This window comes from Candidatus Tisiphia endosymbiont of Metellina segmentata (assembly GCF_964030715.1).
In the GTDB taxonomy this organism is placed as follows: Bacteria; Pseudomonadota; Alphaproteobacteria; order Rickettsiales; family Rickettsiaceae; genus Tisiphia.
The window spans coordinates 1,367,348-1,394,251 of the sequence record NZ_OZ034919.1 but is presented as its reverse complement, the minus strand read 5'-3'; the positions used below and the strand labels follow the sequence as shown (position 1 = coordinate 1,394,251).

Below are 26,904 nucleotides of genomic sequence, written 5' to 3'. Positions count from 1 at the left end.
ACAGTTGTGCTATGCAGGGGGTGACATCGTTAAGAGAGATAGGGGTGACATAATGATGGCAGGGATATAGAAATGAATTATATTTTTTAAATTATAGAATGGTAAAATGATGGCAAAAAAACAAAAAATCTTTAAATATTTACTGGCTAGTAGTGCAATCGCCTCGGTTGTAGCTAGCCTAGGCAGTAGTGGTGTGGCATTTGGCGGGGCTGGTGTGGATCGTGGTGCTGTAATTATAAACAACAATGCGGCTTTGACGGATGGTGCTGGTAATCCGAATTGGGATGGAATTACTCAATACGGTCGACCTACAGGAGTAGGATATAATGTACAGGCTGTGTGGGGTGGTCCTGATCCAGAATTAGCAATTACCTATGGTGCTAATCATACACTTGATGCTAACCACGTAGGTGCTATTATTACAGCTATCAACATAGCTGATCATCAGCCCGGCGATCTTACAGTTAGTCAAAATCTATCAATCGGTTCTATAGTGCGTAATGTTGGTGTTGCTGGTACTTTACCTATAAAGATAGAAGCTGGTCACACCTTAACTTTAACTGGTACTGCAGCCGTTGCAGCTAAGCATGGCTTCAATGCATACCCCAATACCTACACCGGCTTGGGTAATGTAGAGCTTGGTGGTGCAGGCTCAACTCTTGTAGTTCATTCTGATGGTGGGGGGGATATAGTTGTCGGCAGTGTCTCGGCTGGTGTACATCAGCAGGGCGTATTAACCTTCATAACAGGTGGTACAGTTGGGCAGATTGGTGCTAATGGTGCTTCTTTAGCAGCCGTAAATATCGGTGCAGAAGCAGTTACTTTAGGCGGTAATGTTTGGGCTACTAATACTAACCTTACCGATGTAGCTTCTGTACTTAACCTAGCAGCTGGTACGACAATCAATGGTGCTGTATTGAACACTAATGCTGTGGCTAATAAGGGTACATTAACCTTCAAAGGAGCTGGTGGGGTAACCGGGACTATTGGTGCTACTAATGCTTTAGCAGAGGTTAATTTCAATGGAGCTGGTGATGTACACTTACGGCAAGCAGCTAAGGCTCAGACTTTTACTTTTAATGAAGTTGCTACGTTACATGCCCATGAAGGTATTACTGGTAATGTGCATTTCAAAGGTTATGATGGTACAATTAAGCTAGCAGATGGCAAGACAATCGATGGTAGTATCACTACGCAAGGTGGTGGTGAAGGAATATTAACCTTTGATGGAGATGGTGAAGTAACTGAGGATATTGGTGCTATTAATGCTAATCCTGCTCTTAATAGGCTTATTTCCCGAATTAATATTAATAGAGCTGGTAAGGATGTTATATTAAGAAAAAATGTCTACACTGATACACTTCGCTTTGGTGGTGCTAATACTGTACAAATTGGTGGTAGTTTTGTAGGAGAAGTTGATTTTAATGTTGGTGGAATATTAGAATTTAACGGTGCTGATGGTCCTGCAGGGGAAATAATACCTCGTCTTTTCAACTCAACAATACAAGGTGGTAATAATGGTACTTTAAATGTTAATACTAGCATGCTCATAGCTAACAATATGGAAATTGGGGAGATTGATACCATAAATATAGGTATGGTTGGGAGAAATGCTAAAGCTCTAGCAATAAATGTCCCAGCTGCTAATGTTAATCTTCTTGATGGTACAAATATTAATTTTATGCATGCAGGTTCGACGTTGAGCTTATTTACAAGGGGACATGATAGTACTGTAACCTTTTATGCTAACTTATCAGGAGGAGTTTCTGATGGTCATGGTGGTTTTTTGCCTGCTGATGGAGGAATCGTGTGGCTAGATGGTGATGACACTCGCACTTTAACTGTGCAATCTGCAACCGGTGTAGAAACCCTTGGTATTGTTGGTAATAAGCTAGGTGAATTGCGTATTTCTCGTCAAGTTACCATCGTAGGAGATGCTGCTAATAAGCTTAATGTCAAGAATGCGAATACGTTGAACATTATTAATGGGGCAACATTTACCGATAAAAGTACTACCTCTGCAAAGATTGCCAATATTCATATTGGAGCAGCGTCTGCTGATGTGCCTACACCTGCCGGTCCAGCAAATTATATACTTGATGCAGTACACGGTAATTTTCGTTTAAATGCTACTAAGGCTAATCAGATTACTTTTGACCATGCAGATGCTCAGTTAACCTTAAAGAATAGTGCTGCTGTAGATAGAACAATAACTTTAGTAAATAATTTAGATCCAGGTGCTAGTGTTGATGGTAAGGGTATAGTTGAACTTTATTCTGTTGTAGATGGAACAACATTGACAATTGCTGGAGCAGCTACATCTTTAGGTACTGGTGGTAATAACCTAAAAAAGGTAATTTTTTCTGGTGCTGGTAAATTTGACACTCTGCAGATTACCATTAATAGTAAAAATATGGAATTAAATGTAAATGAACTAACATTGGGTAATGTTAATAGCAATATTTTATTTGCTACAAATACTGTACTTACCGTTGGTGATATTATAGGTAATGTAGATTTCCAAAATCATGATGGTACAGTTAAGTTGAAAGCTGGTAAGACCATCACTGGTAGTGTAACTAGTACTGGCGGTGTTAATGGAACATTAGAATTCCTAGGAATTGGTGCAGTAACAAGCTTGATCACTAACTTAAAGATGTTAAAAGCTGGGGTAGGTGATGTAAGATTAGTAGGTGGCAATCATACTATTACTGAAATTCAAGGTAATGGTGTTGGTAATTTAACTTTTGCTAATAACTTTAATTTAACAGGTTCTATTAACTCAACAGGAGGAAATGCAGTTGGTTTAATATTCGAAGGCAACAATAGAGTTACTGGTGTAGTTGGAACGGCAACAAGTCCTGTTGGTAGTATACAAGTCCAAGGTACTACCGTCTTTGGCGACAAAGTTCAAACTGCTAATGATCAGGACATCATAATATCTAAGGGGGCAACTGCTAAGTTTGCTAACAGCGTGACAACTCGTAATATTAAGGGATATGCAGCTGACCAAGGTACAGTTCAATTTAGTAATGCTGAAACTATAATCGTTAATAGTGCAATAGGTGCTACTAATGCAGTAGATACTTTAGACATAGCGGGAGCAGATGTAAAGATTACCCAAGCAGTTTCAGCGAATTATATTAACTTCTCTAATGCTAGTAAAGAGGCAACTTTAACGTTAGAAGGGACAAGTACTGTAGGTGGTATTAGGACTAATGGTAATAATGTTCATACTCTTGCATTAGCTGCAGATTTTACCACTGGAATACAAGATATTGGGTCAGAGAATAACAGGTTAAAATCTATTAAATTACTGGGTGATCATAAAATTACTATTAATAGTGGTGTCTATTCCGATGTATCAACTAAAACTAATAATACTGGTAAAGTAATTTTCAACTTGGATAGAAGCTTTGCTTATAACCTTGGAACAGATAAATTAAGATTGTCTGATGTAACCTTTGCTAAGAATGCTACGGTAAGAGGTGATGTTTATTCTAAGCAAATAACCATTGCTAGTGATAAGACTGCAACTTTTGCTGGTACTATAAACAGAACTATATCTGTGCCAAACTCCACTGTAGATGGAGCTAGCATATCAAGATCATTGAAAAGTTTTGCCTATAGTACACAAATTGGTTCGGATGAAATAAAAAATGAAGGTATTGCAAAATTTGATAAGGCAGTACTGGTTGATGCCAAAATTACTGGTGGTAAGGTAACGTTTACCGATAATGTTTGGTTTAAACAAACTGCTAATGGGAAAGAAGTAAATTTTGCTGCAGATAAGTTTGTAATATTAGAACAAAATATCAGCTTTGCTAATATTAAAGCAGATCAAGCTAAGATAATTATATTACCTAAAACAGCCTCTATAACTGGTAATTTAGCAGCTAAAGATTTAACCGTAGATCTTGCAGATAATCAATTAAAATATACTGGTCAGGCACAGCTGACAGGAAAGATAAAACTAGTTACTGCCTACACATCAAGCGGAGCAGGTGGTAATATAGAGGTTCAGACAGGTAGTAAATTGGATTTATCGAAAGCAGACGAGCTGATTATAAAAGTGAAAGCTCAGACTGATATTAACAAAATTCCTGAGGGGGGTGCTAAGTATGTTGTGATTTCGTCAGTTAATGGTAATGGTCTTGTTGCAATTGATAACAGTAAAATTAAGCTTGACCCAACTGGTGAACAAAACCGTTTTATACAGTGGTCCATGGATTCTAGTGATCTAAAACTGTATATAACTGACATTTCTAAGGAAGTTATAGCTAAAGAAATTGCTGATACATCCCTATCACAGGAAGAACGGGAATTTTATAGACAATTGAATAATGTACCTCGTAATAGTTCTGCTGGTAAGTTCAGGAACAATATAGGTTTGATGGATAGAGAGCATGCCCTTCAAGCGATGGATAGAATATTGCCTGGTAATGAAAATCCAATAGGAGAGAGCCTTGCAAGAAATCCAACATCTGAAATAATTAGAGGATTGATGGCTCAAGCTGGTACCCAAATTACTGCAACAAGGATGGGAAATTCAGTACCTATGCAAAATGCTGCATCAGCTGTAGGCTCTGGTGATGATGATACGCTAAGGTATGGAGTATGGGGTAGTCCATTCTATGGTACTGCTTGCCAAGAAACGTATAAAGGAGTTAGTGGTTATAAAGCGAAATCAGCTGGTGGAATAGTTGGATTTGATGGTTTAGTAAATGATAATCTGCTACTTGGTGCAGCTTATAGCCGAATTAACACACAAATGTCTCATCAGGATAAGAAATTTGGTGATAAAACTAATGGTAAGACTAATATCTTCTCCTTATATAGTTTATATAATCTTACCAATAATTGGTTTACTGAAGCTATAGCATCATATGGTATAACTAGGGTTAGGAACTCAGAAGGACGCCTAATTGCAACGAATGTGAAAAGAAATGTTACTGCTCTAGAGACTGCTGCTGCTAAGTATAAATCTATCTCTTATAGTGGTCAATTACTTACAGGGTATAATTATATAGCTTCTGAAAAGTTAATGATTACCCCAACAATTGGGTTCAGATATTCGCAATTTAAGGATGCTGGCTATACGGAAACTGGTACAAAATTCCAAAACCTAGTTGTTAAGAAAAGGTCGTACAATAAATTTGAAGGTATTTTGGGGTTAAGAACTGCAGCAACCCTGAAGGCTAACAAAGTACTGTTAATACCAGAATTGCATGGTTACGTTAATCATGACTTCAAAGGAAAAGCACCAATTATTGATGCAAGGTTAGATGGGATAAATGAACCATTACCGACTAAATCAGTTAAACCTGTTAAGACCTTCTTCACTGTTGGCACTGGTTTCACTGCGAAATATAATATGATGGAATGTGGTATTATCTATAATGTTAACATTGCCAGCAAATATATTGGTCACCAAGGTAGTTTGAAGGTTAAAGTGAATTTTTAAGTAGCTTATCCTCAATTTAATGAGTGTAAAATGGGGATATAAGAGTATTTATGTCATGGCAATTGTCATTAACATAAACACTCTTAGCCCCGGAATCCTTTAAGATTTTAGCACATTTGTTAATGGTAGTGCCAGTGGTTAATACATCATCTACTAATAATATTTTTTGGTCTATAATTTGATATTTTTTATTGAATATAAGGCTATTTGATAAGTTTTTTTCTCGTTCTTTTTTAGATAAAAAAGTTTGGGATTTGGTCCATCTTGACTTAATTAATACGTCAGGACTTACCGGTTTTTTTAGTAGTCTGCTGATTTCTTGAGCCATAATCAAAGCAGGATTATACATTCTAAACAATCTTTTGAATCTATTCATTGGAACTGGAATAATCAGGTCAATATCTTGAAATTCGCTGTGATATTGTATATAAAGTAATTTGCTGAAAGTTTTGGAAAGAATGGTTTTGTCTTGATATTTAAAAGCATGAATTATTTTCTTGCTATGCTCGTTAAATTTAATTAAACTACGGGATATGTTATAATGTGGTTTATATTGAAAGCATTTTGCACAACACATATCATCTAAAATTGATATATCTAATCTACAACCACAAATATTGCAGTAAGGTTTTGTAATAAAGTCAAATTTCTTCCAACAATTTAGACAAAATCCCTCTTTAGTGGAAGTCATTTCAGCACAAGACAAACATCTTGCTGGCAAGATATAATCTACTAGGTAATTATAAAATCTACTAATTTTGTACATTACTATAAAAGCAAACCTTTAGGCAATATCTCTAGTTAAGTTTACCGGTCTACGAACACATGGGTTGCCACTACTCGAAGAATCTGTTGATTCAACAGACACACAAGGGCTTTTAATCTCGTAAGGAGGACCAGGAGTGCATGATAATAATTGCAAGAGTATAACAAAAAACAGAGAAAATCTTAATAATTTTGTCATAATTGTCGTTTGGAATTAATTTTATTGTCTTAGATTCTATAGGAGGTTAACCTAGTTCGCAATAAATCTCAAGTACATTTGATAAAAAATAAATCTTAGATACAAAATACATAATAGCTTGTGGCATTTTTCCTGACAAGCATATATACTCTCTTCAAATGTTTGCAAGTAATAACCTAAGGAAACGATGATAAGTACATCCTTCAAAGAAAGACCTCCTTATGCTAGAAAGTATAATAGCTGGCGTATTAGAATTTTATATTCAATAATTATTGGTTATTCAACATTCATATTTTGTCGTCAGAATTTTAATATTGCAATGCCTGCTTTAATGGATCATTTTGAGGTAACAAAAACTCAACTTGGCTGGATTTTAACAGCCTCTTCTATAGTTTATGGTGTAGGAAAGTTGTGTAATGGATTCTTTAGCGATAGATCAAATGCTCGTATATTTATGGTGGTTGGTCTTGCCCTTGTAGGCATCATAACATTGTTATCGGGTTTTGCTTCTAGTATAACCTTACTGGGTCTTTTATGGATTCTGAATAATTGGTTTCAATCCATGGGGTGGCCGCCTGCAACACGTATGTTGACTTATTGGTACGCTTCTAAGGAATTAGGAATGAAATGGTCTTTAGGGGCTACTTCTAATCAAATTGGCGGAGCAACTACTATGATAGTGTGTGGCTATTTAATAGACGTTTATGGTTGGAAAGCAGCATTTATAATTCCTGGAATAGTGGCATTATTAATATCGTTATTTTTATTTAATAGATTACGTAATTCTCCCAATGAGGTTAATTTGCCCATAGTAGAAGAGTATAAAGAATGTGATATATCTCTTGGAAACAATGGTGATAATTTATTAACGCGTCAACTAATAAAAATTGTATTTTGTAATAAGTTAGTGTGGTATGTGTGTTTTGCTAATATGTTTGTTTATATTGTACGGTCAGGTGTAATTTTTTGGGCACCCGTATTTTTACGTGAACTAAAAAACGTTACTATTGCTCAAGCTGGTCTACAAGTTGCTTCTTATGATATTTTAGGTTTAATTGGTGGTGTTGTTGCTGGATGGATGTCAGACAATCTATTTCAAGGACGACGTGGTCCAGTTGGTTCAGTATTTATGTTTGTTTTGGCTTTTACTCTTATTTTATTTTGGCAAATACCAAACGAGTATGAAATATTTAGCATGATTATTCTTGCTTTGGCTGGTTTTTTTGTATCTGGACCGCAAGTCTTAATAGGTGTTGCTACAGCAGATTTTACTAATAAACAAGCAGTTGGTACAGCTAATGGTCTTTCAGGCTTATTTGGTTATCTTGGTGCTGCATTGGCTGGGGTATGTGTTGGTTGGATTTCTGATAATTTAGGTTGGAATGGTGTTTTTTTATTCTTTATCTTGTCTGCTTTCTTGGGGGCAATACTTTTTTCCTTAACTTGGAATTATAGTTCTAGAAAAATTGCATAAAGTACCACTTTAACCATGCTATCAGAATTTGCTTGCCAAAAATATATAAATTTATATAAATATTAACAATAAATTAATAAAGGTTTACTGTGACTCAAGAATATACATTTTCAATGATTAAGCCAGATGCTACGAAAAGAAATCTAATTGGTAAAATTATTTCTTACTTAGAAAATACTGGACTAAAAATAGTAGCTCAAAGAATGACTATTTTAACTAGAGATCAAGCAGAAAATTTCTATGCAGAACATAGGTCAAAGGCATTTTTTAATAGTTTAGTGGAATATATCATTTCTGGTCCAGTCGTCTTGCAGGTGCTTAAAGGGGAAAACGCTGTTTTAAAAAATCGTAGAATAATGGGAGCTACTAATCCAAATGATGCTGAACTAGGCACAATTCGAAAAGATTTTGCAGAGAATATTGAGGCTAATAGTATCCATGGTTCTGATAGTTTAGAAAGTGCAGAAAGAGAAGTGAAATTATTTTTTACTGAAAAAGAAATTGTAGACTAATTATAGTCTATATGAGATATAGTGTTGTAGTTATTGGTGGTGGTCATGCTGGTTGCGAGGCAGCTTCGGCTTCTGCGCGTTTAGGTGTAGATACTCTTTTAATTACTCTAAAATTAGATAATCTTGGTGAAATGTCTTGCAATCCTGCAATAGGTGGGGTAGCAAAAGGCACTTTAGTAAAAGAAATAGATGCACTTGACGGACTCATGGGTAAAATTATAGACCAAGCCGGTATCCATTATAAAATGCTCAATGAAAGTAAAGGACCAGCAGTTTGGGGACCAAGAGCTCAAGCTGATAGAAAACTTTATAAAAAAGCTATGCATAATGTCTTGATAAATCACCCAAATTTGACAATTTTATGTGCGTCTGTAGAAAATATTGAAGTCCACGACTCTAGAGTAAAGGCATTAACCTTAGATAATGGTACGTGTATTGAGTGTCAAAAAGTTGTGTTAACTACAGGTACATTTTTATCCGGGCTCATTCACATAGGAACTAAAAAAATCCCATCTGGTAGAATAGGTGAAAAGCCGTCATACGGTTTATCTAACACTTTAAAATCTTTTGGTTTTTCTCTTGGCAGGTTAAAAACTGGTACCCCTCCAAGAATAGATGGAAGAACAATTGATTATAACGAAGTAGAAGTGCAGGCTGGAGATACCGTGCCACGTCCTTTCTCCGAACTTACAAATTCTGTTAAGATAAAGCAAATAAATTGTTTCGTTACTAGAACAACTGAACAAACCCACGAAATTATTAGGAATAATTTAGATAAATCAGCTATGTATTCTGGACAAATCAAGGGTATAGGACCAAGATATTGTCCATCCATCGAGGATAAGGTTACTAGATTCTCTAAAGCAAGTCATCAAATATTTTTAGAACCTGAAGGCTTGGACGACCATACTATATACCCAAATGGTATATCTACATCGTTGCCTGAAGATATACAATTAGCATTGCTAAAAACAATTCCTGGTCTTAAAAATGCCACTATGTTAAAACCAGGATATGCAATAGAATATGATTATGTCGATCCAAGAGAATTAAAAGTAACGTTAGAAACAAAAAAAATTAAAGGTTTGTATTTTGCCGGTCAAATTAATGGCACCACTGGCTATGAAGAAGCTGCGGGGCAAGGAATTATGGCTGGCATTAATGCAGCCTTATCGATAAAAAATCAATCAGATTTTATTTTGACCAGAGCAGATGCTTATATTGGTGTTATGATTGATGATTTAATTACCCTTGGTACAGTGGAGCCTTATAGAATGTTCACTTCCAGATCTGAATATAGACTTTCTGTTAGGGCTGATAATGCAGATTTAAGGCTAACTCAAATGGCCATAGATATTGGTGTTATATCCAATTTACGCAAAGAGATTTTTAGTAAGAAATGTGACGATATTCATAAGGTAGAAAATATTGTAAAAACTATTTCTTTAACAACCACTAAGTTAGCTAACTTGGGTGTGTCTATTGCACAAGATGGTTCATATAAAACAGCCTTTGATTTACTAGGACTACCAAATTTTGGTGTTGATAAAACAATAGAGATATTCCCAGAACTTATTTCATTAAATAAAAAAATCCTTCATTATCTTTGTATTGAATCAAGATATTCTTCTTATTTGATTAGACAAAATGCAGATATTCAATTATTTAAAGAAGAAGAGTTGGAATTATTAGATGAGAATATTGATTACTTTAAAATACCAAGCTTGTCTACAGAAGTAAGAGAAAAGCTCCATTATCATAAACCGGCGACTATTGGTGCAGCTAGAAGAATATCTGGAGTTACTCCAGCTGCTTTAATAGCAATTATAATTTATATAAAAACAAGATATAAACATTAATGTATGACTGTCGTAATGTTCCACGTGAAATATTAGATGCCCTTAAGAAGTATCAATCATTGACATTAAAATGGAATAAAACTATTAATCTCGTTTCTTGTAATACCGAGCGTGAGTTTTGGGTAAGACATATTTTAGATTCTTTACAGCTAATGAAGTATATAAATAACCAAAATATTCATTTAATAGATGTTGGTTCGGGTGGTGGATTTCCAGGGATAGTTTTGTCTATTGCTGGAATAAAAAATGTTACTTTAGTAGAATCTGATGTAAGAAAATCTATTTTTTTATTGCAAGCTTCTAAAATTTCTACTAATAAAGTCAATGTGGTTAATCAACGAATAGAAAATGTTAAATTAGATTGTGATATATTAACTTCTAGAGCCTGTGCTCAGTTAGAGAAAATATTTGTTTATACCCAACATATTAATGTAAGAAATAAGTATTTATTATTTAAAGGTGAGCAATATCAAAAAGAAATTGAAATTGCTAAAAAGAGATGGTCTTTTTGTCATTCTATGTATGATAGTGAGACTTCTGATAATAGTAAGATTCTAGAAATTAGTAACATATATGACAAAAATAGTTGCGATAGTTAATCAAAAAGGTGGAGTTGCTAAAACTACAACTACTGTAAATTTATCGACAGCTTTATCTGTAATGGATAAAAAAATCTTGGTTATAGATTTAGATCCTCAAGGAAATAGTAGTACTGGTTTTGGTATAAACCAACAAGATAGAAAAGTTACTATTTATCAGGTATTAATTGGTTTAAGAACGATTGAAGAAGCCATAATACAAACGAATATTCCAAATTTACAATTAATTACAGCTAACACTAATTTATCCGGTGCTGAATCGGATTTATTAAGTATAAAAAAGCGTGAATATTTATTATCGGATTTGTTAAATAAGTTGGTCAGTAAATATGATTATATTATTATAGATTGTCCTCCTGCTCTTAACCTACTAACAGTTAATGCGTTAGTAGCTTGTGATTATGTATTAATCCCTATGCAGTGTGATTTTTATTCATTAGAAGGATTAAGTCATTTACTAAAAACAATTGAAATTATAGAAAAGAATTTAAATCCAAAAATAAAAATTGCCGGTATTTTATTTACTATGTATGATAAGCGTAATCGATTAACTGAGCAAGTAGAGGATGATGTTAGAAAATGCTTAGGAAGATTGGTATTTAAGACAGTTATTCCACGGAATGTAAAACTATCTGAGGCACCATCTTACGGCCAGCCAGCAATTATTTATGATCATAAATGTACTGGCTCTATTGCTTATATAGAACTTACAAAAGAGATTTTAGGTAGAAATATATGAAAAACAAAGGTTTAGGCAAAGGGTTATCGGCTTTGCTTGGAGAAGAGGTTTTTACTGTAGAAAAAGATGAGTTAGTAAAAATTATAGATATTGATAAAATTGAAGCTAGGAATAATCAACCAAGGAAAAAATTTGAATATGATAAAATAAAAGAATTAGCTGACTCCATAAGTAATAATGGTTTATTGCAACCGATCATTGTTAATTCAACCAGTGATGGAAAATATAAAATTATAGCTGGTGAGAGACGTTGGCGTGCTTGTAAGATAGCTAAGCTTAGCGATATTCCTGCTATTGTAAAAGATATAGGGGATAAAGAAATTATAGAGATAGCACTAATTGAAAATATTCAAAGAGAGGAATTATCTGTTATAGAAGAATCAGAAGGATTTGAGCGGTTAATAAAAGAGTTTGGTTATACACAAGAGAAATTAGCAGAAAAACTTAGCAAGAGTCGTAGTCATGTAGCTAATTTATTAAGACTAAATCAATTACCACAATCTATCAAAGATAAAATAAATGAAGGGCTTTTAACTATGGGACATGCAAGATGCCTAATTAATCATCAGCAGGCCGAGGTAATAGCTAACCATATTATTGAAAATGATTTAAGCGTTCGACAAACTGAAGATATAGTAAAAAATTGGTCTAAAAATGAATATACAAAAATCCCAGAACATGATAGACATGTAGGGAAAAGATTTCTAAAAGAAAATAGTAAAGAGAATGATCTACAATTATTAGCTAAATCATTGTCAGAAAGATTTAATATAAAAGTAACTATTGAAGACTACCCAATTGGTGGAAAATTAATATTTCACTATAGTAATTTAGAAGAACTTGATTCAATTTTGTCTAGGTTAAATTAAATGCAAATTTTTTTAGATAGTGCCGATATTAAAGAAATTGATGAAATTAATCAATTAGGTATAATTGATGGTATAACTACTAATCCTTCCTTAATGTCTAAGACAAAAGATGATTTTGTCTCAACTATTGCAGAAATATGTAAGATAATAACTTCCGATGTTAGTGTTGAAGTGGTTGCAAATGATGTTGATACTATGATTAGTCAAGGAAATAAAATTTTAGAAATATCCAGCAATATTGTTATTAAATTACCTATGACATGGAATGGTATTAAGGCGTGCCAATATTTTGCAAATAAAGAAAAAAAAGTGAACATGACCTTATGCTTTTCTGTGAATCAGGCTCTTATCGCTGCAAAAGCCGGAGCATATTATATATCGCCTTTTATCGGTAGACTTGATGATATAGGTCAAAATGGTATTAGTTTAATAAGTGATATAAGACAAGTATATGATAATTATCAGTATCAAACAAAAATCCTTGCTGCATCTATAAGAAACCCTAACCATGTTTATCAAGCTAGTATGTATGGGGCTGATGTTGCTACAATGTCTAGTAAAATTATCAAGCAATTATTAGATCATCCACTAACAGACTTCGGTTTAGAGATTTTTAATAAAGATTGGGATAAATCTGGATTAAAAATTTAATTATTAAAAAAGAATTAGATACTGCTTATTTCAGGTAACAACAGGTGAAAGAGGAATCAGAAAATAGGTGGTATGTTTAATAACATTCTTGTAATGTCGAAAGATATTTGGCATATGAAATTTTGGTAAATTATTATGCAAATTGAATCAGTAAACAATTTAAGAATATCGTTTAATGAAGCTTTATCAAGGATAGGAAAAAGTGTGCTAAAAAATGATGACATAATAATTGAAAATGACGATAAAGCAAAACCATTTGTAAAATGGGTAGGTGGAAAAAGAAGTTTAATAAAAGAGTTATCCTCAAGAACACCGCAAACTTATAAAAGCTATTATGAACCATTTATAGGAGGAGGAGCACTGTTGTTTGCTCTTGCCCCATTTGGTGCGACTATATCAGACGTAAACCTAGATTTAGTTATTACATATGCCGTGATTAAAAATAAACCTCAAGAATTGATAAAGCTATTGGCAAAACATAAAGTCAATCATTGTGAAGAATATTACTATAAAATCCGGAAACAATTTATTAATGATAATGACATAGAAGTTGCTGGACGTTTTATATATCTTAATAAAACCTGTTATAATGGTTTGTATAGAGTTAATAACAAAGGTGAGTTTAATGTGCCTATGGGGAAATACAAAAATCCAGCAATAGTTGATGAGACAAATATACTAGCTTGTAGTAAATTATTACAAAATGTTGATATAAAATATCAAGATTTCAGTAAGATTTCTCCAAATACAGGTGATTTTGTTTATATTGATCCTCCTTATCATCCTATAAATAATACATCGTTTACTAAATATACAAAACTTGATTTTACAGAAACAGATCAGATAAAACTTTATCAAAAATGTAAAGAATTAAACGATAAAGGTATATATTTTATGCTTTCAAATTCTAATATTCAGTTTATAAAGCATCTGTATAAAGATTTTTATATAGAGATTATCGAAGCACCACGTGCTATCAATTGTAAAGCTAATGAAAGAAAAAATACAGAAGAAGTTTTGATTAGAAATTATGGATAAAATACAAGGTGGATCAATTGCAAATAAAACAGGGAATGAACTTGAGGTATTTATAAATAATCGTCTTGTTAGGGAAGGTTACGTTTTTGTTCCCAAGACTAGATTTATTGCTTCACAAGTATTAGCACAACCAATCTATACTAGACAATTTAATTTAGGAGAAACTATCTATAATACCGCTTGGCAATGCGATTTTATTCTATATCATCCTATAAAACATTCTAATTGTCTTGTTATTGAATCTAAGTGGCAACAATCAGGCGGTTCTGCAGATGAAAAATACCCTTATACAATATTAAATGTTAGAAAACAAAGTGTTTATAATGTTATTATCATTATAGATGGAGATGGTTACAAAAAAGGTGCTTTACAATGGTTAAAAGATCAAGTTTATGGAAACTTAAAAGGTGTTTTTAGTATGTCTGAATTTACAACTTGGGCAAATAAACAAAATATTTAGGTTGTATATGTATATAGCTTCCTTAAAGAGTTAAGGTTAATTTGTTCTATTAACTATTTAAAAACTACAAATAAATTACAAAAATAAAGGATTAAGGATTATGTCGTATCAATATGTTTATGTTATGAATGGTCTAAGTAAGACCATCAACGGTAAACAAATTTTAAAGGAAACGTATTTGTCTTTCTTACCAGGAGCAAAAATCGGTATTATTGGTCCAAATGGTGCTGGTAAATCTACTCTTTTAAAAATTATGGCAGGTATTGACAAAGAATATGACGGTGAGGCGTTTGTAGCTAGTGGGGTTAGAGTTGGCTATTTAGCTCAGGAACCGCATCTTGATCCTACTCAAAATGTTTTTGATAATATTATGGAAAGTTTAAGTGATAAGAAAGCTTTAATCGATGAATTTAATGAAATAAGCTATAAATTTGCTGAGGAAATGTCAGATGATGCAATGAACGAACTTCTAGCAAAACAGGCTGATCTACAGGAGAAAATAGATAGTTGTGATGCTTGGAGTTTAGAGAGGGAAATAGAGATTGCTATGTTTGCATTAAGGTGTCCAAATAAAGATGCCGATGTTACAAAAATCTCAGGTGGAGAAAAAAGACGAGTTGGGTTATGTAAACTTTTACTAGAAAAGCCTGATATGTTATTACTCGATGAACCAACAAACCATTTAGATGCTGAATCGGTATCTTGGCTAGAAAATTATTTAAAAAATTATAAAGGTACTGTAGTAGTTATTACCCATGATCGATATTTTCTTGATAATGTAACGGATTGGATATTAGAGGTGGATCGTGGTAGATGTGTTCCATGGCATTCTAATTACACTGCTTGGCTCGAGCAAAAGCAAGCAAAATTAGAGCTTGAAGATAAAGAAGAAGATGATAGAAGTAAACAATTAAAAAGAGAACTTGAATGGATACGTCAATCACCAAAAGCTAGGCAATCAAAAAGTAAGGCTAGAATTACCGCTTATCAGGATTTGTTGACCAAACAAAAAGAACAAAGATCCGGCACTGCACAAATTATTATACCTAATGGTCCACGCCTAGGCGATTTAGTTATAGAGGCAGAGCATATAGCGAAGAGATACGGTGATAAGGTATTGTTATCAGACTTTAGCTTTAAGGTTGTTCCAGGAGCTATTGTTGGTATTATAGGTCCAAATGGAGCAGGTAAATCTACTTTATTTAACATTATCACTGGCAAGACTGATCCAAATCACGGCTCTATTAAATTAGGACAGACTGTTAAACTTGGTTACGTTGATCAATCAAGAGATGATTTAGATGATAACAAGACTGTGTGGGATGAGATTTCCTCAGGTCTTGAAGAGTTGCAACTTGGTTCTAGAACAATGAAAAGTCGAGCTTATTGTGCAGCCTTTAATTTTAGGGGTGGCGACCAACAAAAGAAAGTAGGACAACTTTCTGGGGGTGAACGCAACAGGGTACATATAGCCAAATTACTAAAAGAGGGAGCTAACGTTATATTACTTGATGAACCATCTAATGATCTTGATGTTGACACATTACGAGCCTTAGAAGATGCTATTTTAGATTTTGCTGGATGTGTATTAGTAATAAGCCATGATCGTTGGTTTTTAGACAGAATAGCAACACATATTATTGCTTTTGATAAAGATGGAAATGCTACGTGGTTTGAAGGAAATTACCAAGATTATCATGATTATATGATTAATTCAACAGGTGAAAATATTATTAATCCTAAATATCGTCATAAAAAGTTAGTATAAACCTCAATTTTGGATTAATTTCATTAATCCGAAATTGGAATGAGAAAGTAAACAATCAGGCTTAAAGCGGTTTGACACCTGATTGTTAAATATTTCATTTGCTAATAATCTTATTTTTATTGGTATAAAAATAAGATTATTAGCGATAATAAATTAAAATGCATTCGTACCAGCCGCTTCAAGAATGCATTTTTCTGATATTAGAGGTATATTATGTCTCTAGGAGAAATATTAGTGGTTATGTTAGTAGCACTGATAGTAATGAAGCCAGAAGATATTCCAATCATTATAAAAAAAATCCAAGAATTTAAATTATACTGCTCAGCTATCAAAAATCAAGCATTGGTCTATATTACGAAAGACCTAAAAATTGATAATGATATTCTAGAGAGTAATGCTGAGCAGTTGAATTTTTATTTAGAAAGAATCATTAATATCCAAGGCTATTATGATGGTAATTATTCTCTAGATGAGCTTAAAGCAAAGTATGATGAGCTTATAAAAATAAAAAGTACAAAGTATGTACAAGATTGTAAGAAATAATGAATTTATTGAATATATAAAAGATATATTAGCCCCTTTTGGTCAAATAACTACTCGTGCGATGTTTGGTGGTTATGGCATATATAAGGATAGAGTGATAATAGGGATTATTGCAGAAAGTGAGCTATATTTTAAAGCAGATAGCTTCACTGCTAAATATTTTAAATCTTTTGGCTCACAGCCATTTACCTATAATAGCAAAAATAAGCTAGTAACTATATCATATTGGAAAGTATTACCTGAGATTTTAGATCAACAGGAAGAACTTGGAAAATGGGTCTCTATGGCATTTAATGTATCTATTAATTCCAAGAAAATACCTCATGCTTTAAATCATTGAGGTAGAATTGTGAATTATGAAGGACACCAAAAATCTGATATTGTATTTACTAGTAATTTAGCTGAGTCTACGGTAGAAAGTTTAATTAATCGTTGTGCAAAGGTCACCAACATATGCGTTGCTCTAGAGATGGTCTTAATCCGTTGTTGTAGATCAGGACTGTTTTACATAGTAAGGGAGAATGGTATAACAAGTGACCCCAATTCGGGATAAGAATTGATAAATTCTTATCCCAAATTCGTGTAAGCGGCAAACTGCTGTATTAAATGCAGCGTAAATATGTTGAAATCACTAAATATATTATGGTTTCACAAGTTCTGTACTGTCTGCAGTAGTGTCTTTTAAGGGCAAATCAAACTCCATGGCGAAAGCAGATTTTTCATCATTAGTGAAACAGCCTTCTGAGACTAATGTACGCTTCCAAATTTCAAGAAACATTTCAGGTGAGCAAGCTTCTTTAAGATCTTGTAAATAAGTACGCTTTTCAAGAAAATTCAAAACCGGGAAGAAGCTCGAGCTATCTAATAAAACATGTTTAGGCAGACCTCTATAACTATCTACGGTAACCTGCTGCAGCTCTGTATCAGAATAAAGATGCCATAATTCAGGCATTAATATGGTTTCTTCTTGATAAAAATGTAGAAGATTGTTAGACAAAAACTTATCATATAAGGAGCAGATATGGCAGCCCTGTATAACCCGTTCTTCATCATCCACTATTTTTATCGCATTTTCAAAAATCCCTTGAAACTCCATCAGCTCATCTTGCTGGTTGAAATGTTCTTGTTCAACATGCTTATGCACGGTTGATCCTTTTTCATTAAACAATGGGGTAAAATATTTTTCTTCTTTTTGTGCATGCATTTTTAGATCAACTGCAATATTATTAAAAGAATCTTTAATACCAATTACAGCTGCTATTTTTCGAAAATCTGTTTTACCTAGCTCCTCTCCGAACTGGTACAGCTTCTTACGAATGAACTTATGTACACTTCTATACAAATCATATCTTAGCATTTGATTATATTCCTTAACTAAATTAGAGGATTAGATTGATCATAGGTTTGAAAAATAACGCGATAGCATTTCTGTATTTGCATATTAATAATTTTTATGAATGTTAATTATCTGCATGATAACATATTATTTAAATGTTATCACTACCTATATTACTGTTCCGCCTATTATTAATTTATTACATCGATGGTTGAGGTTATGTTATAATCTTCTGAAATCATCTAATTCTAATTAGGTATAGCTTGTTTAAGAAAATACTAAAAATAAAATTTGTTTTTGTAACTATTACATTGATTTTGCTGATCAGCGGAATCAATTTTTGTATATTTTACTTATTTACACCTGGTTTACTTGCAGAAAGTAAAACTCTAATAATTAAGCCTAAGTTGTCGATTGATCAAATTACTACGATATTAAATGATAACAAAATCATAAAATATCCTTATTTATTTGCATTTCTTACAAAAATATATTCATTAAAACATCCTATAAAAAGTGGGGAATATACTTTTACTCAAAATATTTCTCCAATGCAAACTTTAAAAATATTGTCCAGTGGCAAATCGATTATTCATAAAATGATTATACCTGAGGGTATGCTTGTATATGAAATAATACAAAAGATTAATAATGAAGAACGCTTAATTGGTGAGATTCTAGGAACAATTCCTGAAGGATTTTTAATGCCATCTACTTATTTTTTTTCATATGGTGATCAAAAAGAGCAGATCATTGATAAAATGCGAAAATTAATGTCCCTGCATCTTGACAAAGTCATGGAAAGATTATCACCCAATTCCCCATTAAAAACCCGTCTTGACGTCTTAATTTTAGCGTCCATTGTGGAGAAGGAAGCTAGCTTAGACGCAGAAAAACCTTTGATTGCTGCTGTATTTCTAAATCGCCTTACCAAACATATGAAATTGCAAGCAGATCCAACGACGATTTATGCTATAACACTTGGGAAAGATAAACTAGCAAGGCGATTAACTAAAAAAGACTTAGCTATCCAATCACCCTATAATACATATTATGTCTTTAATTTACCACCTGGAGCTATTTCTTGTCCTGGAGTAAAATCTTTAGAAGCTGTAGTAAATCCTGCTAAAATTGATTCATTATATTTTGTCGTTAACATTATGGGAGGGCATAATTTTTCTAATAACCTTAACGATCACAATAAGTACGTTGAGATGTATCGCAAAAGTTTAAAGGAGCATTAAGTATGGACAATACTGAATTTGACAAATTGGCTGAAAAAACAATATCTTTAATTGCCGATACGATTGAGGCAGAAGATAAGAATTGTCTTATCGATATTGATTTTCAAGGTGATATTCTAACCCTAACTACTAACCAAGGAGTATTTGTTATTAACAAACACTCAGCTGCTAAAGAAATTTGGTTATCTTCACCGATTAGTGGTCCTTACCATTTTTATTATGTTGCTGGTAAATGGAAATCAAAATCCTCTGATGATCTAGTTGTTATTTTAGAGCAGGAGTTAAAAATTAATATGCTAAATTGTAGCTATTAGTTGTTATCTTAGATTTAAGGAATAATGTTTAAGATTCATAATACCTCTATTCGGGGTAAGAATTAGTTAATTCTTATTCCGAATTGGCTTTAATAGAAGGAAAAATGCATTCTTAAAAAGGTTTTGCGAATGCATTTTAAACCTTTCTGAAGCTAAAAACATGATTTTAAAATCAGATGTAGAGCCGTTTCAAATCTGATTGTTTCGATAATTTCACCGAATTTGGGATAAGAATTTATCAATTCTTATCCCAAATTCGCGTATGATGTTATATTATTGTACTCTTTATTCAATTCTCTAATCACCCACATCCATATAATACAAATTATACCAAATATTATCATTAAGTATATAGAAATAGATTGATAAGTTGCACAAGGCAAAATAATAAATATTAAAGACTGGAGAAGGGCACTTGCTGACTTTCCAAGCTTAGTACCAATTACGTCGGCAGCTGCTTTACCTTTTGTCTTAAGTTCGGTATCTAGAGGAACATATGACATTTCTTTTGTAGAATCAAATAAAGTATATTTACTTGATTTACTTAGAACATTATTGACTAGCCCCATGGTAATAGCAATCAAAGAAGGATCGGTTAGCATAAAGCTAACCACGATTATGGCAGAAAACCCATCAAAGTTAGATACTGAGAAAAATAGCATGCCAGTTATAAAGACCATTATTGGCGTTATACTTGCTGCTGTAAACCAGCCCAACCTTCTTACAATATTAGAGCCGAGAATAACAAATAAAATGGTAAATATACCAGTAATACTTAGATAACTGCCAACAAAAGCAGCAAATTCCGTCGGTGTTTTATAAATCTTTGAAGCTGACGCTTTCCAAGGTCCTTCGACTAAATTTATAGCTATACCATAACAAACGAGTAGTGTAGCAATTAATCTAATATATCTTGAAGAAATAACCATTTTAAAACTTTCTATAATAGTCATGGATTGTCTCTTGACAGAAAATTGTAGTTTTTCTACCTGAACTTTATCTAATATTTTATGGTTTAGTACCCAAAAAGTTGCTAATGCTACTACACCTAATACCAATACACAGCCTAATATAATTTGTACTGAAAGTTCAGTCTCTGTATGTTGTAGGTCAAACCTTTTAATTAAAGATTGATTTAAATAAGCTAAATTTTCTAGAAACTTTCCTGATATATAAAGTCCTGTTTGAGCAAAAAGTCCAAATAAAGGATAGAATCTTTTCGATTGTTCCACCAAGGTTATATTATTAACAAATTGCCAAAAAAGTAACGCAAATATCACGCTCGGCCATAATTCCGCTATAATATAAAACAGGGAGAAACTCCAATTAGATAAAAGTAATATAAACCATTTCAAATTGGGATAAGACTTTATTAAAATGCCGGCATGCTCATTACTCAAATGTAATGCTAGATGATTAGGAAAAATATAAAAGGCAAATAAGGCAAAAAATAGTAGAAAAACTGACAATATAAGGTAAAATATATACTCCCCTTTTATGTTATTTACTAATTTCACATAGATTATTGACAGCAGGAATGCCGAAGGTAGAACCCCCCAAAATTTAAGAAATGATACAGTTTCAGTACCAATCATAGTATTAATAAGACTATCTTTTAAGGCTCTGATAATATTTTGTATAAATAAAATACAAAACATCAACAATGTTACACTTAGAAACTTAGATAATTCACGCCTTTCGATAGGAAACACGTATTCTGACAATCTATTTGTTAGTTTTGAGGTGGGGGATGTGTTGCGAGTTATAGAGAGATACGAAAAAATTCTAGAAATGACTGCCATATAAGGCCTAACCTACTTATTTATTGGCTAGGGCTACATATTAAAGCTTATTGTCTTTAGTGTCAAGAAGAATAAGCACGAATTTGAGCAGGGTAATTAAAAATTATAATCAATAGTTGATATAAACATAAGTTTAACCGCTCCTGATATCATTCTTATACTAAAAGCGGGAATCCATAATATCTAATAGCCTTTGCAGGTTATTTTTTGGATTCCCGCTTTTAGCTAGGAATGATCGTTTTTGCCTAAAACCTTCTAGAGTTAGCTATACGTGACTACGGCTCATCCATGCTACTTTCAAAAAATAATTTTTGAAAGCAGCGAAGAATTGATACTAATATTAGATCTTATATCTTAAGAATGTGTTATAAGTAATTAAAGAGGGTGACTTGAATAGACCTTGACTAAAATAGTCGCTAAGAGAATAAGTACCCTCTTTTTGGTAGTTTACCTTGAACAAATTGCAGAAGGTGGTCTTAAAAAGAGCAGCCTTGCACAATAAGAAGAAGGAGATTATATCATGAATAAAATAATAGGTCTAGACGTAAGTAAAAACTGGCTTGATATATGTGTATATAATACAAGAGATAAACCTAAATATCATCGTTTTGCCAATGATGCAGCTGGTCATGAAGAGATGATTAAATTAGCAAAAGAGCAAGAGATTAAGCTAATAATATGTGAACCTACTGGAGGATACGAAGCTGAGATTTGTCAAAAGCTGGATAATAATAACCAACAAATACATAAGGTCAATACATATAGTTTTAATTCTTTTAGTAAATCGGTGAATTTGTGTAAAACTGATAGGAAGGATGCATTTAAATTAGCATATTATGCGGATAAGATGCAGCTTTCAGCGAATTATATATATCAAGTTGAATCAGAGACTTTGAAGAGATGTCAACAAAGACGAGAAGATTTAGTATTAATGCTTAGCAATGAAAAGAAAAGACTACATCATAGCATTGATGGTATTGATAAAGAGAGTATAGAAAAGCTCATTAAATTTTTACAGAATGAAATAGCTGAGCTTGATAAAAAGTTAAACAAAACAATAGATGAGTCAGAAGAGTTAAAAGAGAAGGTAAAAATATTAGAGACTGTACCTGGTATTGGTAAATGTTTAGCTACAAAACTAATTAGTTTTGTACCTGAATTAGGGGATAAAAATTATAGTAGCAATGAATTGTCATCAATTGTTGGTATAGCTCCATATGCTCGTGATAGTGGTAATAAGCAAGGACGAAGATTTATTCGAGGAGGCAGGAAAATACCTAGAGATGCTTTATACATGGCAGTATTAGCTGGTAAGAATGGTTTCCAATATTTAAAAATTTTATATGATAGGCTTGTTAATAATTTTAAACCTAAGAAAGTTGCGATAGTTGCTTGTATGCGTAAGTTACTTGAAGTGTGCCATAAACTTATTCAACAAAAACGTGTTTTTGTTATTAAATAATATTTATCTATTTTTATAAAATTTAGATAAAAGATAATTGCTCTTGCAGAATTCGCTTCTGCTAGGGAATTTGTAGGAGGACCGGAACGCAGAACCGTAACGTACTTCAAACGTACGTGAGGATTCGACTACCGTACCGACGCACAAATTACCAGCAGAAGTAGAATTATGCAAGAGGTCTTTATTTTTATTACTGTTCTACCTGCGTTGTTGTATTACCTGCTAAAGATATATCTTAAATCTCTTCTAGTGGTATTGTTATTATTGACAAGTTAGTATCTACTGAGCAATCAATATTTTCGTTCTTACTATCAGAACTTTCACATACTTCTATTGGAAAAACTATTGGGTGATCAACGTTTTTGTTCTTACTGCCAAAACTTTTATATGCTTTGCATGCAGCAATCCCGACAATAATAACACAACCAGTAGCTGCACCACCTATGCTTAACATTATTGTTTCACTATCCTGATTGTGAGAAGTTGATTTTTCAGGAGTAGTATGTTTAGGAGTAGTAGTAGTATTTTCTAATGTATAACCAGCATTTGTGTAACCCTCACTTATTGTACGTTTTGCAATATAATGTGCTGACAGATTATCTTTATCATCTATCGAGTTAGGACGAATCATAGAAAGAGTTGTCAATAACAGCATATCTTTAGCTGTATATAACTTAAGAGGCTCTACTTCTTTAGAAAGAGGTTTATCTTGTTTTAAAAAATTATGTTCCCGGTAATGATTAGCCCAGTCTCCCTGATTATGTTTGTTACGTCCCATATTTTTTCCTCCTTGTACATTAACAAATTTGTTGCGTTCAACTACTTTAGATAAAGTATCAATTAATATCAAGTAAAATTATTATATTTAATAGCTAATATTCTAAATATAATAGCATATTAAAAATTACTATATTATTTGGTGTTAAAAAGATTATTTCAGTATCTTTATGATTGACTAAATAGGATTATTATAGTGTATATTAAATTTTGCTAGATTTCACGTTTAGCAAAAAATATATAAAAACATTTTAGGAGCATATGATGATAAAAAAAAATAGATTAATTACTACTATAATAGGATTACTATTACTAAGTTCAAATAGCTTAGCAAGTACAACAGCTGCAAAATCAAATGCCAATAAAACTAATATTAGTAGTAGTGGCACTAATGATGAATTACAAAAAATTGAGAGTGATTTCAAGTCTTATGCTGCGGGAATTTCAGCAGAACTAAGAGAAGAAATAACAAAATATAGAATAGAAGTGGCTAAAATTAATGGTCAAAAACGTGAATTATATAAAAAAATCTCACAAGAAGCTCAAAACTATCTTGCCAAAGAACGAGACTATAAAAAAAGAATACTATCCTTAAGCAAAAATTCAGCTAAAAACCAAGAGGATACTAGCTCTATTGAGAAAAAATCTGACAAAAAAGATTTGCCTAAATAATGCTTTATGAACAATTTCAGCAGAATATTGAAAAGCTAGTTGATAGACCTCACCTGAGGTCTATCGCATTGGCTATTTCAGGTGGTTCTGATTCCATAGCCCTTTTAATGTTAACACATAAATGGGCTAGCACTAATAGTATTAAGCTAGTAGTGATGTTAGTTAATCATCATTTACGAGAGCAGGCTAAGTTGGAGCATGAGTATGTACGAGACTTAAGCCATAAATTGGGACATAGATATCACCAGCTTCATTTCGATCACCAAAATAATTTTTCTAATTTACAAGCAAGGGCTAGAGAAGGTCGTTATAAATTAATGACTGATTTATGTAGCAAATTAGATATATTGACAATTTTAACAGCACATCACTTGGATGATTATATAGAGAATTATTGTCTAAGATCAGAAAAAAAAAGTAGTATATTTGGACTTAGTAGCAGCAATATTAATTGGTATAATAATGTTAAAATAGTGAGACCATTGTTTAACATTCCAAAACAACAGTTAATTGCATATTTAGTTACCAATAATGTAAAATGGTTTGAAGATGAATCTAATACCAATTGCAATAATTAACGCAGTGGTGTAAAATGGGTTTTTAACTGATAAAGGTACTCAAATGGCTAGGTTAATATTACCGCAAGGTTTTCATGGTCATGATTTTATAAAAATGATGAAACATGAGCCGCATGGTCGAAATCGTATATGTTTATTGGCGATGTATTACCTTCAATTAGGCAAATCTTTTAAAGCCATATCTGAAATAGTGAAGTCACACTGGAAAACTGTGCAATCATGGCTCAGAAGATTTAGGAATCATGGTTTTGAAGGATTATTTGAATCACAAAGAAGCGGTGCCCCTAGGAAGATTAACACTATACAAGAGTCTACTCTTTTTGATAAAATCAATACGCTCAGTGAAAGTAAAACTGGTGGGTATATAACTGGAAAGGAGCTACATATCATGTTACTTGAGGAATATGGTGCTAAATGTACTTTAAAAACAGTCTACAATACTATGCACCGCCTTGGTTTTAGCTGGATTACTTCTCGTTCAATGCATCCAAAGTCAAATCAAGAGACTCAAAATACATATAAAAAAACTTCCCAGACATGCTAACAGAATTATTACCAAAAAATATCGATAGATGTAAAGTTGATATATGGTCTCAGGATGAAACTCGAGTTGGGCAACAAGGTAGCTTAACTCGTATATGGGCTAAGCGTGGCACTAGACCCCGTAAAGTTCGGCAACAGCAATTCATTTCAACATATATTTATGGAGCTGCTTGCCATGATACAGGAGAAGCTTTTGCATTAATTTTACCATATGCAAATACACAGGCAATGAATAAATTCTTAGAAGACCTTTCTCGCAGTATTCAAGGCAACCGACATATAGCTTTACTAACGGATAATGCAGGTTGGCACACAGCCAAAAAACTAACTGTGCCAAGCAATATCACTTTGATACCGCTTCCGCCCTATGCACCGGAACTTAATGCAATGGAACAAGTTTGGGAATGGATCAAAAATCATTTCTTGTCTAACCAATGTTATGGTGTATATGAAGATATCGTCACTATGGCTTGTTACGCTTGGAATCAATTTGCTCATAATGTAGATTTAGTAAAATCAATTATGTATAGAGACTGGATAAATACACCGTGTTAATTATTGCAATTGGTATTAATGCAATGGAACAAGTTTGGGAATGGATCAAAAATCATTTCTTGTCTAACCAATGTTATGGTGTATATGAAGATATCGTCACTATGGCTTGTTACGCTTGGAATCAATTTGCTCATAATGTAGATTTAGTAAAATCAATTATGTATAGAGACTGGATAAATACACCGTGTTAATTATTGCAATTGGTATAATAAATCTGACAAATATCAACGAAATATCATTAGAAAAAAGCTATCCCTAGAAGGAGAATATATATCGAATCTAAAGGACCTTATGATTATTGTACTCTTGGCAAATTAATTCGCCGAGTAATGACTTGTAGTGATAAATCTGTCATCATTCTAATTGACGAGGACTTGCTATATACACCAATTAATACGTTATTTTGGTCTGTACTTGGTACTTTGTCATCTGCTAACCTAATCACCGTTACTACTTACACAAGGTTTTATGAAAAAGTACTTTTGCAAAAGATAGATATAAAAAATGATTATTTTTTATACGTTGCTGCTACTTATTGTAAGAGATACCATACATTTGGTAGTAAAAAATCAAATTTAAATATAGATGAATAATATGTCCAATAAGGTAACTAAGACTATTTTTTTAGCTTGTGTCTTATCAAAAGAACGAAAAAAAGGCTACTCTATTAGCACAAAAATA

The 26,904-nt window shown here is 32.7% G+C and carries 25 protein-coding genes and 2 pseudogenes; 21 read left to right on the top strand and 6 right to left on the bottom strand.

The features are described from left to right. Window positions 1-109 precede the first annotated feature (109 nt). A complete protein-coding gene (locus AAHM80_RS07225; protein ID WP_342259751.1) occupies window positions 110-5,464 on the top strand; it encodes an autotransporter domain-containing protein in 5,355 nt (1,784 codons plus the stop codon). 16 nt (window positions 5,465-5,480) lie between these two features. Here AAHM80_RS07225 and AAHM80_RS07220 read toward each other — a convergent pair whose 3' ends face one another. Together AAHM80_RS07220 and AAHM80_RS07215 are read right to left on the bottom strand one after the other, a co-directional pair. Beyond that, complete coding sequence (locus AAHM80_RS07220) at window positions 5,481-6,230, bottom strand: ComF family protein (RefSeq protein WP_342259750.1); 750 nt, start codon at window positions 6,228-6,230, stop codon at window positions 5,481-5,483. Between the two features lie 18 nt (window positions 6,231-6,248). Beyond that, complete coding sequence (locus AAHM80_RS07215) at window positions 6,249-6,428, bottom strand: DUF2706 domain-containing protein (protein ID WP_341748385.1); 180 nt, start codon at window positions 6,426-6,428, stop codon at window positions 6,249-6,251. A gap of 187 nt (window positions 6,429-6,615) precedes the next feature. Here AAHM80_RS07215 and AAHM80_RS07210 point away from each other — a divergent pair, with 187 nt between their 5' ends. From AAHM80_RS07210 to AAHM80_RS07155, 12 genes are all read left to right on the top strand, one after another. After that, window positions 6,616-7,902 (top strand): MFS transporter, encoded by a 1,287-nt coding sequence (locus tag AAHM80_RS07210; protein ID WP_342259749.1) that lies wholly within the window; start codon window positions 6,616-6,618, stop codon window positions 7,900-7,902. 89 nt (window positions 7,903-7,991) lie between these two features. After that, window positions 7,992-8,414, top strand: coding sequence for a nucleoside-diphosphate kinase (gene ndk / locus AAHM80_RS07205; RefSeq protein WP_342259748.1), 423 nt, complete (start codon window positions 7,992-7,994; stop codon window positions 8,412-8,414). Between the two features lie 11 nt (window positions 8,415-8,425). Then, window positions 8,426-10,273, top strand: coding sequence for a tRNA uridine-5-carboxymethylaminomethyl(34) synthesis enzyme MnmG (gene mnmG / locus AAHM80_RS07200; RefSeq protein ID WP_341748382.1), 1,848 nt, complete (start codon window positions 8,426-8,428; stop codon window positions 10,271-10,273). Then, entirely contained in the window at window positions 10,273-10,872 is a 600-nt protein-coding gene (gene rsmG / locus AAHM80_RS07195) for a 16S rRNA (guanine(527)-N(7))-methyltransferase RsmG (protein ID WP_342259747.1), read from the top strand. Before mnmG ends, rsmG begins: the two co-directional genes overlap by 1 nt. Continuing rightward, window positions 10,847-11,611 carry a ParA family protein gene (locus AAHM80_RS07190; RefSeq protein WP_342259746.1) on the top strand — a complete coding sequence of 255 codons (765 nt, stop codon included), beginning with the start codon at window positions 10,847-10,849 and terminating at the stop codon, window positions 11,609-11,611. The genes rsmG and AAHM80_RS07190 overlap by 26 nt, the downstream gene beginning before the upstream one ends. Beyond that, window positions 11,608-12,480: a ParB/RepB/Spo0J family partition protein gene (locus AAHM80_RS07185; protein WP_342259745.1), complete on the top strand. Its 873-nt coding sequence runs from the start codon at window positions 11,608-11,610 to the stop codon at window positions 12,478-12,480. Before AAHM80_RS07190 ends, AAHM80_RS07185 begins: the two co-directional genes overlap by 4 nt. Continuing rightward, on the top strand, window positions 12,481-13,131 hold the full coding sequence (gene fsa / locus AAHM80_RS07180; protein ID WP_341755337.1) for a fructose-6-phosphate aldolase: 651 nt from the start codon (window positions 12,481-12,483) through the stop codon (window positions 13,129-13,131). Window positions 13,132-13,266: 135 nt separating this feature from the next. After that, entirely contained in the window at window positions 13,267-14,169 is a 903-nt protein-coding gene (locus AAHM80_RS07175; RefSeq protein WP_342259744.1) for a DNA adenine methylase, read from the top strand. Then, window positions 14,162-14,629, top strand: coding sequence for a PD-(D/E)XK nuclease superfamily protein (locus tag AAHM80_RS07170; RefSeq protein WP_341755335.1), 468 nt, complete (start codon window positions 14,162-14,164; stop codon window positions 14,627-14,629). Before AAHM80_RS07175 ends, AAHM80_RS07170 begins: the two co-directional genes overlap by 8 nt. 100 nt (window positions 14,630-14,729) lie before the next feature. Beyond that, window positions 14,730-16,397, top strand: coding sequence for an energy-dependent translational throttle protein EttA (gene ettA / locus AAHM80_RS07165; protein ID WP_342259743.1), 1,668 nt, complete (start codon window positions 14,730-14,732; stop codon window positions 16,395-16,397). A 213-nt stretch (window positions 16,398-16,610) separates the two neighbouring features. Continuing rightward, window positions 16,611-16,940 carry a DUF2672 domain-containing protein gene (locus AAHM80_RS07160; protein ID WP_342259742.1) on the top strand — a complete coding sequence of 110 codons (330 nt, stop codon included), beginning with the start codon at window positions 16,611-16,613 and terminating at the stop codon, window positions 16,938-16,940. Continuing rightward, the gene (locus AAHM80_RS07155) at window positions 16,918-17,280 is read left to right on the top strand and encodes a TfoX/Sxy family protein (protein ID WP_342259741.1); all 363 of its coding nucleotides are present in this window, start codon (window positions 16,918-16,920) and stop codon (window positions 17,278-17,280) included. The genes AAHM80_RS07160 and AAHM80_RS07155 overlap by 23 nt, the downstream gene beginning before the upstream one ends. 300 nt (window positions 17,281-17,580) lie before the next feature. On the opposite strand, the gene AAHM80_RS07150 is transcribed toward AAHM80_RS07155, so the two are convergent. Then, the gene (locus tag AAHM80_RS07150; RefSeq protein WP_342259740.1) at window positions 17,581-18,297 is read right to left on the bottom strand and encodes a hemerythrin domain-containing protein; all 717 of its coding nucleotides are present in this window, start codon (window positions 18,295-18,297) and stop codon (window positions 17,581-17,583) included. A 254-nt stretch (window positions 18,298-18,551) separates the two neighbouring features. Here AAHM80_RS07150 and mltG point away from each other — a divergent pair, with 254 nt between their 5' ends. Together mltG and cyaY are read left to right on the top strand one after the other, a co-directional pair. Then, window positions 18,552-19,520, top strand: a complete 969-nt coding sequence (gene mltG, locus AAHM80_RS07145) for an endolytic transglycosylase MltG (RefSeq protein ID WP_410521256.1) — start codon at window positions 18,552-18,554, stop codon at window positions 19,518-19,520. A gap of 2 nt (window positions 19,521-19,522) precedes the next feature. Beyond that, the gene (gene cyaY / locus AAHM80_RS07140) at window positions 19,523-19,834 is read left to right on the top strand and encodes an iron donor protein CyaY (protein ID WP_342259739.1); all 312 of its coding nucleotides are present in this window, start codon (window positions 19,523-19,525) and stop codon (window positions 19,832-19,834) included. A 245-nt stretch (window positions 19,835-20,079) separates the two neighbouring features. Here the strand turns inward: cyaY and AAHM80_RS07135 are convergent, their stop codons facing one another. Then, on the bottom strand, window positions 20,080-21,600 hold the full coding sequence (locus AAHM80_RS07135) for an Npt1/Npt2 family nucleotide transporter (protein ID WP_342260465.1): 1,521 nt from the start codon (window positions 21,598-21,600) through the stop codon (window positions 20,080-20,082). Between the two features lie 556 nt (window positions 21,601-22,156). On the opposite strand from AAHM80_RS07135, the gene AAHM80_RS07130 reads away from it, so the two are divergent. Beyond that, window positions 22,157-23,098 (top strand): IS110 family transposase, encoded by a 942-nt coding sequence (locus tag AAHM80_RS07130; protein WP_342259457.1) that lies wholly within the window; start codon window positions 22,157-22,159, stop codon window positions 23,096-23,098. A 235-nt stretch (window positions 23,099-23,333) separates the two neighbouring features. On the opposite strand, the gene AAHM80_RS07125 is transcribed toward AAHM80_RS07130, so the two are convergent. Further along, window positions 23,334-23,876 carry a hypothetical protein gene (locus AAHM80_RS07125; RefSeq protein ID WP_342259738.1) on the bottom strand — a complete coding sequence of 181 codons (543 nt, stop codon included), beginning with the start codon at window positions 23,874-23,876 and terminating at the stop codon, window positions 23,334-23,336. Window positions 23,877-24,139: 263 nt separating this feature from the next. On the opposite strand from AAHM80_RS07125, the gene AAHM80_RS07120 reads away from it, so the two are divergent. From AAHM80_RS07120 to AAHM80_RS07100, 5 genes and pseudogenes are all read left to right on the top strand, one after another. After that, complete coding sequence (locus AAHM80_RS07120) at window positions 24,140-24,547, top strand: hypothetical protein (protein ID WP_341748367.1); 408 nt, start codon at window positions 24,140-24,142, stop codon at window positions 24,545-24,547. Continuing rightward, a pseudogene (tilS, locus tag AAHM80_RS07115) lies at window positions 24,547-25,113 on the top strand (tRNA lysidine(34) synthetase TilS); the annotation flags it as partial. The gene AAHM80_RS07120 and the pseudogene tilS, both read left to right, overlap by 1 nt. A 55-nt stretch (window positions 25,114-25,168) precedes the next feature. Continuing rightward, complete coding sequence (locus AAHM80_RS07110; RefSeq protein WP_342259737.1) at window positions 25,169-25,669, top strand: helix-turn-helix domain-containing protein; 501 nt, start codon at window positions 25,169-25,171, stop codon at window positions 25,667-25,669. Between the two features lie 38 nt (window positions 25,670-25,707). Then, window positions 25,708-26,223 (top strand): annotated as a pseudogene (locus tag AAHM80_RS07105) (IS630 family transposase); the annotation flags it as partial. Then, window positions 26,217-26,414: a hypothetical protein gene (locus tag AAHM80_RS07100; RefSeq protein WP_342259736.1), complete on the top strand. Its 198-nt coding sequence runs from the start codon at window positions 26,217-26,219 to the stop codon at window positions 26,412-26,414. The pseudogene AAHM80_RS07105 and the gene AAHM80_RS07100, both read left to right, overlap by 7 nt. 104 nt (window positions 26,415-26,518) lie before the next feature. Here AAHM80_RS07100 and AAHM80_RS07095 read toward each other — a convergent pair whose 3' ends face one another. Next, window positions 26,519-26,668, bottom strand: a complete 150-nt coding sequence (locus AAHM80_RS07095; protein WP_342259735.1) for a hypothetical protein — start codon at window positions 26,666-26,668, stop codon at window positions 26,519-26,521. Window positions 26,669-26,904 lie beyond the last annotated feature (236 nt).